This window comes from Azospirillum melinis, assembly GCF_013340935.1.
Taxonomy (GTDB): domain Bacteria; phylum Pseudomonadota; class Alphaproteobacteria; order Azospirillales; family Azospirillaceae; genus Azospirillum; species Azospirillum melinis.
The window spans coordinates 35,756-49,572 of record NZ_WHOS01000010.1 but is presented as its reverse complement, the minus strand read 5'-3'; the positions used below and the strand labels follow the sequence as shown (position 1 = coordinate 49,572).

The following is a 13,817-nucleotide window of genomic DNA, read 5'->3' as shown; positions in this document are numbered from 1 at the left end:
GGATGCGGAGTGGATGATGGAAGCGAAGGAGGGGCTGCGCACGGTCGTCGGCCTGATGAGCGGCACGTCGATGGATGGCATCGACGCCGCTCTGCTGCGCACCGACGGCCGCGACCGGGTGGAGGCGCTGGACTTCCTGACCGTCCCCTATGATGACGGCTTCCGGACCCAACTGCGCGGCTGCCTCGGCAAAAGCGATGTCAGCGGCGGGCCGGTGGCGGATGTCGAGCGCGACCTGACCGATGCCCATGCCGACGCGGTGCGCCGCCTGCTCGACAAGGCGGGTGTCGCCGCGGCGGAGGTCGAACTGATCGGCTTCCACGGCCACACCATCCATCATGATCCGGACCGGCGCCTGACCTGCCAGATCGGCGACGGTGCCCGTCTGGCTGCGGCGACCGGCATCGCCGTGGTCAACGATTTGCGCAGCGCCGACGTCGCCGCGGGCGGGCAGGGGGCGCCGCTGGTTCCGCTGTTCCACCGGGCACTGGCCCATGGGTTGCCGCGCCCGCTCGCCGTCCTCAACATCGGCGGCGTCGCCAACGTCAGCTGGATCGGTTCCGACCCGCAGGAGGGGGAAGCCGATGTGGTCGCCTGTGACACCGGGCCGGGCAATGCCCTGATCGACGACTGGGTGCTGCGCCATGGGCTTGGCCGCTTCGATGCCGGCGGCGCGCTGGCGGCGGCGGGTCAAGTGGACGACGTGGCGCTGGCGGCGTTCATGGCCCATCCCTATTTCGGCCGCCCGGCGCCCAAGTCGCTGGACCGTGACGCCTTCGACCCGGCGCCGGTGGCGGCATTGTCGCCGCAGGACGGTGCGGCCACCCTGACTGCCTTCACCGCCGCATCGGTCGCCTCCGTCGTGCCCCATTTGCCGGCGCCGCCCGTGCGCTGGCTGGTCTGCGGCGGCGGGCGCCACAACGCCACGCTGATGGCGATGCTGGCCGCCCGGCTGGGCGTGCCCGTCTTGCCGGCCGACACCGTCGGCTGGGATGGCGATGCACTGGAGGCGCAGGCCTTCGGCTATCTCGCCGTGCGCAGCAGGCTGGGGCTGCCGCTCAGCCTGCCGGCGACCACCGGGGTGCCGGTGCCCATGCCCGGCGGCGTGTTCCACCCGGTCGGCTGACCCGATCCGGTGCGCCCCGTCCGGCCGGCAGGCAGGAGGTCGCGGCTGCGGGCCGTCGCCAGCAGAACCAATGCTGCGAAGGGCACGAGCCAGATCACGCGGTTCTGATAGCGGTCATGGACGGCAGACAGCCCGCCGGTGACGACGGCGTTCAGCGTCAGCCCCATGCCGATCACCAGAATCAGCATCCACACCCGCCCGTCGACCCGTCGCCAGCGCCCCAGCCCCAGCGCGGCCAGCCCAAGAATGCCGAGCGACAGCGACAGATCCTGGACCAGCGCCAGCCCATCGCGGGGAAAACGCTGCTGCGTTTGCAGCGACCGGTCGAAAGCGCCATAGACCGATGCCGGGAAACGGCTGAACAGGCGGCGGGTCAGCGGCTTGACCGGGTCGTTGAGGGTGTCGTCGGGCTGGAACTCGACGAACTGGCCGGCTGCATTCGCCAGCCCATGCGCGGCGACCGCGGCCGGGCGGCTGGCGATGGTGTTGTGGGCGATCTCGGCCGCCTCCGCCACGAAGCGGGGCTGGTCGCCGAAGCGGCGGCGGGCGCCGTCGGGATGCCAAAGGAAATAGTCGGAGGTGACGTAGCCGGGCGCGCTGCGGTCCAGGCTGTCCAGGCTGCCGCACAGCAGGTAATCGCGGCTGCGGCAGGCCTCTGCCAGATAGTCGCGCGCCGGACCGTCGCCGATCAGCCGGGCGAGCAGGAAGACGGGCGAGCTTTCGGACAGCACCGGCCGGCCGGCGGTCAGCAGGTTGGAGCCGGTCAGCAGCCCGGCCGCCAGCACCATCGGCAGCAGCACCCCCCAGGCCAGCGACCGCAGCATCGCGCGGTCGTGCCACAGGGCCCAAAGTCCGAGCAGGACGATTATCCCGCCCAGGATCGCCAGATGGCTGAGATGGGAGACGATCGTTCCGGTAAGCGCCGCAACGGTCAGCAGCCGCTGAACGGCGGTCAGGGCAGGCCAGCGGACGACGACGACATAGACAAGCAGGATCGCCAGCCCGGTCAGGAAGTCCGGCATGATCGTCGCGGCGTGCAGCGACAGGCTGGTGGTCAGCCCCAGCACCGCGGCGATGCCGAGGAACAGCCCCGGCCGCTCTGGTGCTCCCGCAGCGGTCAGGGCTGCGCGCAGGACCGCCGCCGCCAGGATGCCCTGGGCGAGCGGGATCAGCCAGACGCCCCAGCCACCGGCGAAGGGTAGCAGGAACAGCATGTAGCCGAAGGGCCGCAGGAAGAAGATGTTGGACGATGGAAGGCCGTGCGGAGACAGGTCCGGCGGTGGCGTCCAGGCGGGCTGGGCCGCCCGGTGCAGGATGTTGAAGGCCGGCTCCAGATAGCCCGGCGTGTCGTCGAAGGTCAGCGGAAAGCCGTTCAGCACCAGCAACGGTGCGCCGATCAGGACTCCTGCCAGGATGATCGTCAGGACATTGATCAGGGCAGGCGAAATCCAGGATGCGTTCCAGAAGCGCATGGGCGCCTTCCAGCCATGGCGATGGATGCGCGGAGGATGGCTGTCCCCGTTGCGACGCACAACGGATCGGGGGTGGTAGAGCGGGGCCGCGGGGCGGCGCTTCCGGGCATGACCCCCGGTGGCAGGAGCCCCGTTCAGCCGGTCGCTTCAGCCGGGCGGCGCTGCTGCCGACTCGAGCAGCTCGGCCAGCGCCGCCTGCTGGTCGACGCCGCGGAAGTCGGTCTTGCGCTCCATCGCCGCGGCGAGGCGGCGGCGGTATTCGTTGCGCGGGATCTCGACGGCGCCGAACCGGCTGAGATGCTCGGTCACGAACTGGGTGTCGAGCAGGGCGAAGCCGGCGGCGCGCAGCCGGGCGACCAGATGGACCAGCGCCACCTTGCTGGCCCCGGTCTCACGACTGAACATGCTCTCGCCGAAATAGGCGCCGCCGATCGCCACCCCGTACAGCCCGCCGACCAGCCGGCCGTCGCGCCAGCATTCAACGCTGTGGGCGAAGCCGGCGTCGAACAGATCGCCGTAGAGACGGACGATGTCGTCGTTAATCCAGGTCTTCGGCCGTTCTTCCGTCGCTTCGGCGCAACCCTCGATCACCGCGCGAAAGGCGCTGTCGAAGCGAAGCTCGAACGGACAGCGCCGCAGCGTCTTGCGCAGGCTGCGCGCCACATGGAAGCCGTCCAGCGGCAGGATGCCGCGGCGTTCCGGATCGAACCAGTGAAGCTCCCGCGATTCGGCGCTTTCGGCCATCGGGAAGATGCCGGCGGCATAGGCGCGCAGCAGAATCGGGGCGGACAGGGTGAACATGCCGGTCACTATACCCTCTGCTGGGACGGAACGCGCAAACGTTCGGCACAGTGAGATTTGGCCGGGTGATGCCGGTGTCGAGACCCCGCGACAGAAACATCCTTCCATGGTATGCAACGCAGGGAAGCATAGTCCTGGGGGAAGACCGTCATGAGAAGCGCCGTCGCTGCCATTCTATCCGTTCTGGTTGCCGGACTGTTCACCGCAAGCCCCTCCTGGGCGCAGAGGCGGGCGGAGCCGGGGAGCTTCGATTACTACATCCTGTCGCTGTCCTGGACGCCGACCTACTGCGCCCGCGATAAGAACGGTCCCGATCCCGACCAGTGCGGCGACCGGAAATACGGCTTCGTCGTCCATGGCCTGTGGCCGCAGTACAATGACGGCAGCTATCCCGCCACCTGCACCCGCGACCGCAACCTGCCCAAGACGGTGGTGGACCAGACCATGCCGGTGATGCCAAGCGTCGGCCTGATGATGCATGAATGGCGCAAGCACGGGACCTGCTCCGGCCTGACCGCGACCGACTATTTCGCCAAGCTGCGCGCCGCAGCCGCCAAGGTGACGATCCCCGAGACGATCAAAACGCCCGGCCCGACCGTGCCGGCAACCCAGGTGGAGCGGCTGTTCCTCGATGCCAATCCCGGCCTGACGGCGGAAGGGGTGGCGGTCATCTGCTCCCGCCGCGACGTGTCTGAGGTGCGCGTCTGCCTGAACAAGGATCTGGGCTTCGTCGCCTGTGGCCAGAAGGTGGTCGACCGCTGCCGCGACCGCGACGCCGCCTTGTCGGCCGATGTGGCGCCGTCGCAGCCGCGCCGCAGCATGACGCCCCCGGCCACCCCGGCCCTGCCGCCGGCTCCAGCCCCGGCCCCTGCCAGCGTTGTCGCCCCGGTGCGGTAAAGCTCAGCGGCCGTCCGATTCGCTCGCCAGCGCCGCCATCACCGCCGGGATCTCCGCCAGCAGTTCACGGGCAAGGAAGCCCAGCGGGCCGATGCGGCGGGTCAGGCGGTTGCCGGCCTCGCCATGCAGGTAGACGCCCCAGATTGCGGCCTGTTCCGGGCTGGCGCCGCGGGCCAGCAGGCCGGTGACGATCCCGGCCAGCGTGTCGCCGGACCCGGAGGTTGCCAGCCCCACCGTGCCGCCGCGGTAGGCCCAGGCGCGGCCGTCCGGGGCGACGATGCGGGTGCAGCTTCCCTTCAGCGCCACCACCGCCTTCAGCTGGTCCGCCGCCTGCCTCGCGCAGCCGAGCGGATCGGCGTCCACCCGATCGCGGGAACAGCCGAGCAGCCCGGCCATCTCGCCGGCATGGGGGGTGATCACCACGCGGCCCTCATGACGGTGCAGAGCCGCCGCGTTTCGGCGCAGCCCGGCCAGTGCCCCGGCATCCAGCACGAAGCACGGCCCGTCCTCGCCCGCCTCGAGATGGGTCAGCAGCTCTGCGGTCAGGTCGGCGACCGCCGCCTCGTTCATCATGCCCGGACCGATCAGCACCGTGTCGCAGCGCGAGGCCCGCTCGGACAGCGCCCTGGCCGCGTCGGGGGCGATTTCGCCGTCGGCGGTCTCTGGCAGTCCGGCGACCAGCGCTTCAGGCAGGGCGAGGCCCAGATGGGGCGCGATGCTTGCTGCGGTGGCGATCTGCAACTTGCCGGCCCCCGCCCGTAGCACGCCGATCCCGGCGAGCAGGGCGCCGCCCGGAACCGGAACGCTGCCGGCCACCACAAGCACCCGTCCGCGGGTTTCCTTGTCGCCGTCACCGTCCGGCTGGAGCAGGGGCATGCCACGCAGAAGCTCGGCGGTGACGGGGATTTCCTCGGTTGAGGCGTCCAATCGCTTCTCCTCGGCGGATGGCGGTTTAGCGGGCGGCGATGGCGGCGTCCGGCTCGGCGGTGACCGGGGCGCCGGCCTCCTCCAGCGGGGCGACGAAGTTGTAGCGGTGCAGCAGCAGTCCGCCGCGAGGGCCCGCCTGGGCGTCGAAGCGGTATTCGGTGACGGAGCAGTTGGCGACGTCGCCGGCTGCGTCGATGGCCAGGATCTCCTCCTCCGTCAGGTTCTCCAGCAGGTAGCGCAGGCACAGGACCACCACCTGATGCCCGACGATCAGCACCCGCCGACCGCCGTGATGCAGGCTGACGGTGTCGAGCGCGCTGCGCAGCCGCAGGATCACGTCGCACCAGCTCTCGCCCCCCGGCGGCCGGTGATAGAACTTGCCGAGCAGGCGGCGGAACTCCGCCTGCTCGGGAAATTCCTGGCGGATGCCGGCGGTGGTCAGCCGGTCGAGCACGCCGAACTCCTTCTCGCGTAGCCGTTCGTCGACGACGAAGTCGTTGGGGTGCACCGGCATTCCGCCCGACTGGTGCAGCCGTTCCGCTGTGCGCATGGCCCGCCGGTAGGGCGAGGTCAGCACCACGTCCGGCCGCTCAACCGCCGGCATGGCGGCGAACCAGCGGCCGAGCGCGTCGGACTGCCGCTCGCCCAACGGGCTGAGCGGAACGTCCACGTCGCGCTCGGCGATGTCGATCCGGCTGAGCCCGGCGGCGTGGGCGGCGTCGCGGGCGACGTTCCCGGCGCTTTCGCCGTGGCGGACGATCCAGAGGCGGTCGGGCCAGGGGTGCTGCATCGGCGGTCCCGTTTTCTGCTGAGAGAATCTGCCGGGAATAACCGTCGGGGAGCCCGAAAGGTCCCGCCGGGGCGCCCGACCCGGTATGGCAGCCATGCCGCTCTTCGGGCTGCTGCGGTGCAGCGGAACCTTGCCGGAGGCCGATGGCGCGCCACACTTTCCTGTCCAGTTTCCAAAACACACAGAATGGATCGGACATGACGGACAGCCAGGACGCGGCCCCCCTGTTCCAGCCGGTGACGATCGGGCGCTACACCCTGCCCAACCGCATCGCCATGGCGCCGCTGACCCGCAGCCGCACCGACAACGCCACTGGCGTGCCGACCGCGATGAACGCCGAGTATTATGCCCAACGCGCCACCGCCGGCCTGATCGTCGCTGAGGCGACCCAGATCTCGCCGCAGGGCAAGGGCTATGCCTACACCCCTGGCATCCACAGCGCCGAACAGGTGGCGGGCTGGAAACTGGTGACCGACGCCGTCCATGCGAAGGGCGGACACATCTGCCTGCAACTCTGGCATGTCGGCCGCATTTCCCACCCCGACCTGCAGCCGGGCAGCGCTCTGCCGGTGGCACCATCGGCGGTCAAGCCGGAGATGAAGGCCTTCACCGTCGACGGCTTCAAGGACATCCCGACTCCACGGGCGCTCGATGTGTCGGAACTGCCGGGGATCGTTGAGGATTATCGCCGCGCCACACGCAATGCGCTGGCCGCCGGCTTCGACATGGTGGAGGTGCATGCTGCCAACGGCTATCTGATCGACCAGTTCCTGCGCGACGGCACCAACAAGCGCACCGACGCCTATGGCGGCTCCGTCGAGAATCGCGCCCGCTTCCTGTTCGAGGTGCTGGACGCCGTGGTGGCGGAGGCCGGGGCCGACCGCGTCGGCATCCGTCTGTCGCCGCTGAGCCCGGCCAACGACGCTCAGGAAAGCGACCCGGTCGGCACCTTCAGCCCGGTGATCCGTCGTCTGAACGGCTACGGTCTGGCCTATCTGCACATGATCGAGGGCGTGACCCGCGGTCCGCATCCCGGATTCGGCGGCGATCTCGCCGAACTGCGCGGGCTCTACACGGGCCGCTACATGGCCAACAACGTCTATGACCGCGCCATGGCGATCCAGGCAACGGCGAACGGTCATGCCGACATGATCGCCTTCGGCCGGCCCTTCATCGCCAACCCCGATCTGGTGGAGCGGCTGCGTATCGACGCCCCGCTGGCCGAACCGGACCAGAAGACCTTCTACGGCGGCGACCGCCACGGCTACACCGACTATCCCGCGCTGGCCCAGCCCGCCGGCTGATACCGCAGCGCACGGGGGACGTGCATAAACCTTCCGAGTCGCTCCGCCGGTCGCGGTACGGGAGTGCCGGAGACGGGGGGCGGAGCGGCACTTCGGTGCCGCTTTCGCCCGGCCGGCAGCCGGTGGGTGGGGAAGCGTGAGCCTGGGGTGGGGCAATTAACGGCGATTCGGTCATCTTTCCTTTGGAAGGCTTGACCTGGGATCGGATACCTGTGACAACAGACTTTCGGCACACTCTATGAGCTTGAAGACACATGTTCGACCGCCCGCCCCGCCAGGGCTTCCGCGCTCCCGAGATCACCAAGTCCAACGTCACCGCCACCGTGAAGTGGTTTAACCCCACCAAGGGGTTCGGCTTCGTGTCGCCTGAGGACGGTTCGCCCGATGCCTTCCTGCACGTCTCTGCGGTTCAGGCCGCCGGCTACGACGCGCTGGACGAAGGCACCACCATCACCTGTGACCTGGCCCGTGGGCCGAAGGGTCCGCAGGTTGCCTCCATCCACACGGTCGATACGTCGACCGCTCAGCGTTCGGCCCGTCCGCGGACGACCGGTGGCTTCGACCGTGGCGGTTATGACCGCGGCGGCTACGATGCCGGCGGCAGCGCCGGTGGCGAAGAAGTCGACGGCACCGTGAAGTGGTTCAATGCCGATAAGGGCTTTGGCTTCATCACGCCCAGCACCGGTGGCAAGGACGTTTTCGTCCACGTCAACGTGCTGCGCCGTTCGGGCATGCAGACCCTCCAGGAAGGCGATCAGGTGCGCGTCACCGTTCGCCAGGGCCAGAAGGGTCCGGAAGCGGGCAAGGTCGAGTACCTGTAAGGCTCCGGAATATCCGGGCCTCGGCCGTAACGGCGTTCGTCCTCTCCGGACGCACGCCGCATCGGCTGGCTCCGCTTGGCTGAAAAGCCTGACGAAGTCCTGAGCCGACTTGGCTCCGGGTTTCCCGGTGAGAGTCCGGACTTTCAGCGCACGGTGCCTCCCTTCGGGGGCGCGCCGTGCGTTCCTGTCTTTTATTCTGCTGCTTTTGCGGTCCTGGCTCGTGAGTGATCCGGCCGTGGCTCCAGTTCGGCCCGGCTGTTCGTTGCGTGTGTCTTCTCCGCTCTTTTCTGTCTCCTCCCGTCTGTTTTTTCGGCGCCGCCCTCCGGGGCGGCCGGCGCTGGCGAATCAGCCGGCCTATCCAGGTTGGCTTGCTGGTCTCTTTCCTGCTGCCCCAAGCTGTCGAAGGCGCGATTCGGCATGAACGAGTTGCTGACCGTCCTGCTCCCGGCCGCTGAGGGCGGCGGATGGTCCCTGGCGCAGCTGGTGGGTTTTTGCGGCACGCTCGGCGGCATGCTCTGGCCCTTCTTCCGCAGCCGTACCGGCATGCTGCTGGTGCAACTGGTGCCCTGCGTGTGTTTCGCCCTGCATTTCGCCATGGTGGGCTCTCCGACGGCGGCGGCGCTGAACGGGCTGGCGGCGCTTCAGGTGGTGGCGGCGCTGGCGGTCGGCGGTCGGCCGGCCTTCCGCATCGCCTATCTGTTGATTCTGCCGGTGATCGCCGCGGTGATGGCCCTCACCTGGTCCGGTCTGCCCTCGGCCTTCGCCGCGGCGGGAATGGCGCTGATCAGCCTCGCCCGGTACCAAACACAGGTTGCGCGATTCCGCGGCACCATGCTGGTGGCTTTGCCCTGTTGGTTCGTGCACAACAGTCTGGTGGGATCGGTGCCGGGGATGATCTCGGACGTTACCGGCATCGTCGTCAATGGCTGGATGCTGCTGCGCGGTAGCGGGTCGGCGGCCTCATCGACAGTGATGGCGACACCGATGGCGACACCAATGCCCCCACCAACACCAATTCCGTTGGCAAGCGGGGAGGGGAAGCTGCCATGACCGTCAACCATTCGAACCTGTCGGCGGAAGACGCCGCCGCACTGCGCGCGATCCCGCTGTTCGCCAAGCTGACCGACCGTGCGGTGTCGCTGCTGGGCGGCGTCGCCATCGTGCGGCCGGTGTCGCGTGGCACCACCCTGTTTCTGCAGGACGAGACGGCCGACCGTTTCTTCGTTCTGCTCGACGGCTGGGTGAAGCTGTACCGCCTGACCCGCGACGGGACGGAGGCGGTGGTGCATGTCATCGGCCCGGCGGAAAGCTTCGCCGAGGCCGCCATGTTCGCCGACGGCAAGTTCCCGGTCTGTGCGGAGGCGGTGACCGACGCCCGCGTGATGACCCTGACCGCCGACGGATTCGCCCGCTGCCTGCGCGAGGATGACCGCATCGCCTTCGGCATGCTGGGGTCGCTGTCGGTCCGGCTGCGCCATCTGGTGACTCAGATCGAACAGCTCCAGGTCCAACCGGCGCCGCAGCGGGTCGCCGCCTTCCTGATGCGCGTCTGCCCGCCGGGCGATGGGCCGGCGCAGTTCCTGCTTCCCTTCGACAAGGCGTTGATCGCCCGCCGCCTGGGCATGCAGCCGGAAACCCTGTCGCGGGCGCTGGCCAAGCTGCGGGCTGTGGGCGTGGAGACCCAGGGGCTGACCGTCAACGTTGCCGAGCGTGCCGCCCTGCGCGCCATGGCGGAGGCCGGCGAGGAGGAGTGACGGCAACGTGGCGCCGGCGGCTGTGACAGCATCGGCTCCGCGGTTCAGACCGGATTGACGGCGCTGTCCCCCCGTGCGAGTTTGCACCCCTTCCGGTACCGCATTTGTTCAGGATTTCGAGGCAGCGATGGGCGACAGCAAGACGGTGGAGACGACATCGGATCCGGCGCAGGATCTGGTGGCCTTCGCCGGTGACCGACGCTTCGCCACCGTGATGGCGGACCCGCCCTGGCGCTTCGTCAACCGCACCGGGAAGATGGCGCCGGAGCACCGCCGCCTGTCGCGTTACGGCACCATGACGGTGGAGGACATCTGCGCCCTGCCGGTCGCCGACATCGCCGCCCCGACGGCGCATCTCTATCTCTGGGTCCCCAATGCCCTGTTGCCGGAAGGCTTGCAGGTGATGCGCAGCTGGGGGTTCGAGTACAAGACCAACCTGATCTGGCACAAGGTGCGCAAGGATGGCGGGTCGGACGGACGCGGCGTCGGCTTCTACTTCCGCAACGTGACCGAACTGATCCTGTTCGGTGTGCGCGGCAAGAAGGCCCGGACGCTGCCGCCCGGCCGCACCCAAGTCAATCTGATCGAAAGCCGCAAGCGCGAGCACAGCCGCAAGCCCGACGAGCAGTATGAACTGATCGAGGCGTGCAGCCCCGGCCCCTATCTGGAGATGTTCGCCCGCGGCGCCCGGCCCAACTGGTCGGTCTGGGGCAATCAGGCCGACGACGGCTATGAGCCGACCTGGAAGACCTACGCGTTCAACTCCGCCACCGACCGGGAGGCGGCAGCGGAGTGATTTGCGCGGGGTGATCCGGCGGGAGCGTCGGCTCCCCCGTCACAGCACTCCCAGCGACTCCAAGTCCCGCCGCAGCGCTTCGGCACCCAGGAACTGGTGTGCAGACATGCCCACTGACTTCGCCGCCTCGACATTGTCGGGGTTGTCGTCGATGAAATAGCACTCCTTCGGATCGAGACCATAACGATCCGTCAGCAGCCGATAGATCGCCGGATCGGGCTTCACCAGCCGTTCCGCTCCCGAAACGATGATCCCGTCGAAGCCGTTCAGGAAGTCGAAGCGCTTGCGCGTCAGTTCGAACTTGTCGACCGAGAAGTTGGTGATGGCGTAGACGGGAACGCCGCGCTCCTTCAACTCCGCCAGGATGTCCGGGGTGCCGGGGATCGGGCCGGGCACCATGCGCTCCCACATGTCGTCATAGGCGCGGATCAGCTCGGCGCAGTCCGGATGCTCCTCGGTCAGCAGGGCGACCGCATCCCTCCAGGGGCGGCCGCGGTCCTGCTCCAGGTTCCAGGCGGGGGTGCAGACCCGGTCGAGGAAATCCTCCATCAGGTCTTCATAGCCGTCGAACAGTTCGCGGTAGAGATGCCGCGGGTCCCATTCGATCAGCACCTGCCCGACGTCGAACACGACGATGGACGGCTTGGCCTGCTCGGTCATTCCGGTCATCGAACGATCCGCCTCAACCCTTGGCGCGAGCGGCGTCGGTCAGCCGCTTCATGTCGTCCAGCTTGATGGCGCCCGGCACCAGCTCGTCGCCGAAGACGAAGGCGGGGGTGCCGCGGATGTTCAGCTTCTCGGCGAGAGCCTGGTTGGCGGCGATCACCTTCAGCACGTCCGGCGATTCCATGTCCTTCTTCAACCGGTCGGTGTCGAGGCCGACCGACTTGGCCAGCCGCATGATGACCGCCTCGTCGAGCTGGCCGCGCTGGGCCATCAGGGCATTGTGGAATTCGACATATTTGCCCTGACCCCGCGATGCCAGCGCCGCCTTGGAGGCGACCAGAGACGCCGGCCCCAGGATCGGGAATTCCTTCAGCACGAAGCGCAGCTTGGGATCGCCTTTGATCAGCGACTGGGTGTCGGCTTGCACCGCCTTGCAATAACCGCACTGGTAATCGAAGAATTCAACGACCGTAACGTCGCCCTGCGGGTTGCCGATGACCGGATCGGCGGGGTTGCGGAGCAGCTCCTGCTTGTTCTCGGTCAGCGCCTTGCGGGCCTGTTCGGCCTCTGCCGTCTTCTGGCGCTCCTGCATGGCGTCGACGGCCTGCAGGATCACCTCCGGATGCTCCATCAGGTAGTCGTGGACGATCTTCTCGATGGCGGCCTTCTGGTTGCCGTCGAAGCTCGCCGATTGCGCTCCCGCCGGGGTGGCGGCGGACAGCGCCAGCGCCGCGACGGGCAGGGCGAGCAGGGCGGAACGCAGGAACGGCAGGGCGGGGCGCATAAGGCGGCGCATGGGGGGCGGTCTCCGAAACACGAAGGACATTGGGCCGAAGGCCGCCCACACTGGACCGACAATCCGGTCCGGACAAGCGCAAAACGCCTGCCCGGACCTCACGTTTCAGCGAGCGGCCGTCACCCATCGGCCGTCAGCGGGCGCGCAGCAATTCGCCCACCGACAGCAGAGCCATCTCGTCGCCGTCGGCCTTGCCGATGGTCCGACCGGTGGAATAGGGCAGGTTGTTGTCGTTGACGACGACGATGTGGTCGCCATCGACGATGTTCACCCCCTCCGGTCCCAGATGGGGCATGACGAAGCGGCCTTCCGGTGCCTGGCCGGCGCGGGCCTTGTGGTCGGGGTCGGCGATGTCGGTCAGGTCGATGTAGCCGACCTTGCGGACGAAGCCGTCGGCATCCGCCCCGGCGATGTCGATCTTGTAGATGCGCTTGAAGGCCGCCGGCGCGTTGAAGCAGTCCGGCTTGACCGCGCCCTGGCAGGCCTGGGTCTTCGCCCCTTCGGTGGTGTCGTCGCGCTCGATCACCAAGGCGCTGCTGGCGTCGATCATCGCCATGTCGGCGACGACGTTGGCGTTGTCCTCCAGCCTGTACTTCCACGACTTGCCGGTGTACGCGCGGCTGGCGACGTCGAATTCCAGGATGCGGGTGTACGCGCGGCCGTCCTTGTTCTCGAAGGCGCCGGCGGCGGCGTTCCACAGCGGGCCTTCCAGCGAGGGGTACAGCGTCCTGCCGTCCGGCGACACGCCCATCGGCTCGAACCCGCGGGAGCGGCGGACCTCGAAGCTGACGGCGCCCGGCGCCGCCGGCAGGCCATTGTTGCGGTAATGGTCGGGCGAGCGGGCCGGCTTGCCGTCGATCACCGTCTCATGCACGGCGATCACCACGCCGTCACGGCTCAGTTCCAGGATATAGGGGCCGAACTCATCGCCGATGAACAGGCGGTCGTTCTGGACCACCAGCGATTCGGGATCGAAATCGGCACCGGTCAGGTAGCGGCTGCCGGTGTTCTCGTTGACGATGGCGAAGGGGACCTTGCGGTCGGGATCGCGCAGGAAGGTCGTTTCCAGCCGCTGCATGGCGCCGCTCTGCCAGTCCGGCTTGACGCGGTGGACCATCAGCAGCGCGTCGACCGAGTTCACCTTGCTGCCGAAGCCGTTGTCGGTCAGGGCCAGGAACTCGCCATTGGGCTGCGGCACGACCGCGGAGAAGCCCTGAACCGCTTGGCCTGCGACCGGCAGCATGATCTCCGTCTCACGCGGAGCCTTCGGGTCGGCGGCGAAGGAAGTGGCGCGGATGGTGCCCACGGCGTCGACGCGCTTGCGGTCGGCATTGGTGAACTTGCCGGCGGTGGCGAACAGCGGACCGGCATCGGCCGGCGCCTGCACCAGCGTATCGGCCGGCAGCACCGCATGGCCGGCGAGCGTGGCGGGATAGCGCTTGGCCTGCTGATCCTGCGCCTGGGCCGCGGTGACGGACAGGCTGGCGGACACCAGGGCGGCGGTGGCGAGCAGGGCGCCCCGCCAAGAGGACAGGCGCCAGGTCGGCAGACGGACGGACGGCATGCGGTGACTCCGTGGACGGAACCGCGCGCCCGATTTTGCTTGGGCGCGCTCGATGTCCGCGGAATAGCAAGCGGCGATGACGTGGCCGGGACGGTTCAGTGAC

14 protein-coding genes are annotated in these 13,817 nt (G+C 68.6%); 7 read left to right on the top strand and 7 right to left on the bottom strand.

Features of this window, described 5'->3' with window-relative positions; all coding sequences use genetic code 11:
* Window positions 1–13: 13 nt before the first annotated feature.
* Window positions 14–1,126 carry an anhydro-N-acetylmuramic acid kinase gene (locus GBZ48_RS09865; protein WP_425485983.1) on the top strand — a complete coding sequence of 371 codons (1,113 nt, stop codon included), beginning with the start codon at window positions 14–16 and terminating at the stop codon, window positions 1,124–1,126.
* Here the strand turns inward: GBZ48_RS09865 and GBZ48_RS09860 are convergent.
* Complete coding sequence (locus tag GBZ48_RS09860) at window positions 1,024–2,598, bottom strand: hypothetical protein (RefSeq protein WP_174470876.1); 1,575 nt, start codon at window positions 2,596–2,598, stop codon at window positions 1,024–1,026. The two genes, GBZ48_RS09865 and GBZ48_RS09860, sit on opposite strands and share 103 nt — an antisense overlap.
* Before the next feature lie 147 nt (window positions 2,599–2,745).
* The gene (aat, locus tag GBZ48_RS09855) at window positions 2,746–3,399 is read right to left on the bottom strand and encodes a leucyl/phenylalanyl-tRNA--protein transferase (RefSeq protein WP_174470979.1); all 654 of its coding nucleotides are present in this window, start codon (window positions 3,397–3,399) and stop codon (window positions 2,746–2,748) included.
* A gap of 150 nt (window positions 3,400–3,549) precedes the next feature.
* Between aat and GBZ48_RS09850 the strand changes: the two genes are divergently transcribed.
* Entirely contained in the window at window positions 3,550–4,296 is a 747-nt protein-coding gene (locus tag GBZ48_RS09850; protein ID WP_174470875.1) for a ribonuclease T2 family protein, read from the top strand.
* A 3-nt stretch (window positions 4,297–4,299) separates the two neighbouring features.
* Here the strand turns inward: GBZ48_RS09850 and GBZ48_RS09845 are convergent, their stop codons facing one another.
* Window positions 4,300–5,223, bottom strand: coding sequence for an NAD(P)H-hydrate dehydratase (locus GBZ48_RS09845; protein WP_246307109.1), 924 nt, complete (start codon window positions 5,221–5,223; stop codon window positions 4,300–4,302).
* Window positions 5,224–5,248: 25 nt separating this feature from the next.
* Complete coding sequence (locus GBZ48_RS09840; protein WP_174470874.1) at window positions 5,249–6,013, bottom strand: histidine phosphatase family protein; 765 nt, start codon at window positions 6,011–6,013, stop codon at window positions 5,249–5,251.
* A gap of 197 nt (window positions 6,014–6,210) precedes the next feature.
* Between GBZ48_RS09840 and GBZ48_RS09835 the strand changes: the two genes are divergently transcribed.
* The 5 genes from GBZ48_RS09835 (at window position 6,211) to GBZ48_RS09815 (ending at window position 10,688) form a co-directional block, all read left to right on the top strand.
* Window positions 6,211–7,317, top strand: coding sequence for an alkene reductase (locus GBZ48_RS09835; protein ID WP_174470873.1), 1,107 nt, complete (start codon window positions 6,211–6,213; stop codon window positions 7,315–7,317).
* A gap of 254 nt (window positions 7,318–7,571) precedes the next feature.
* Complete coding sequence (locus tag GBZ48_RS09830; RefSeq protein ID WP_109047933.1) at window positions 7,572–8,138, top strand: cold-shock protein; 567 nt, start codon at window positions 7,572–7,574, stop codon at window positions 8,136–8,138.
* A 417-nt stretch (window positions 8,139–8,555) separates the two neighbouring features.
* Window positions 8,556–9,188 (top strand): YgjV family protein, encoded by a 633-nt coding sequence (locus tag GBZ48_RS09825; RefSeq protein ID WP_174470872.1) that lies wholly within the window; start codon window positions 8,556–8,558, stop codon window positions 9,186–9,188.
* The gene (locus GBZ48_RS09820; protein WP_246307108.1) at window positions 9,185–9,892 is read left to right on the top strand and encodes a Crp/Fnr family transcriptional regulator; all 708 of its coding nucleotides are present in this window, start codon (window positions 9,185–9,187) and stop codon (window positions 9,890–9,892) included. The genes GBZ48_RS09825 and GBZ48_RS09820 overlap by 4 nt, the downstream gene beginning before the upstream one ends.
* Before the next feature lie 127 nt (window positions 9,893–10,019).
* The gene (locus GBZ48_RS09815) at window positions 10,020–10,688 is read left to right on the top strand and encodes an MT-A70 family methyltransferase (protein WP_098739173.1); all 669 of its coding nucleotides are present in this window, start codon (window positions 10,020–10,022) and stop codon (window positions 10,686–10,688) included.
* Window positions 10,689–10,727: 39 nt separating this feature from the next.
* Here GBZ48_RS09815 and GBZ48_RS09810 read toward each other — a convergent pair whose 3' ends face one another.
* The 3 genes from GBZ48_RS09810 to GBZ48_RS09800 form a co-directional block, all read right to left on the bottom strand.
* Entirely contained in the window at window positions 10,728–11,357 is a 630-nt protein-coding gene (locus GBZ48_RS09810) for an HAD family hydrolase (protein WP_246307107.1), read from the bottom strand.
* Between the two features lie 13 nt (window positions 11,358–11,370).
* Window positions 11,371–12,150 (bottom strand): DsbA family protein, encoded by a 780-nt coding sequence (locus tag GBZ48_RS09805; protein WP_246307106.1) that lies wholly within the window; start codon window positions 12,148–12,150, stop codon window positions 11,371–11,373.
* A gap of 133 nt (window positions 12,151–12,283) precedes the next feature.
* Complete coding sequence (locus GBZ48_RS09800) at window positions 12,284–13,714, bottom strand: esterase-like activity of phytase family protein (protein WP_246307105.1); 1,431 nt, start codon at window positions 13,712–13,714, stop codon at window positions 12,284–12,286.
* Window positions 13,715–13,817: the final 103 nt, after the last annotated feature.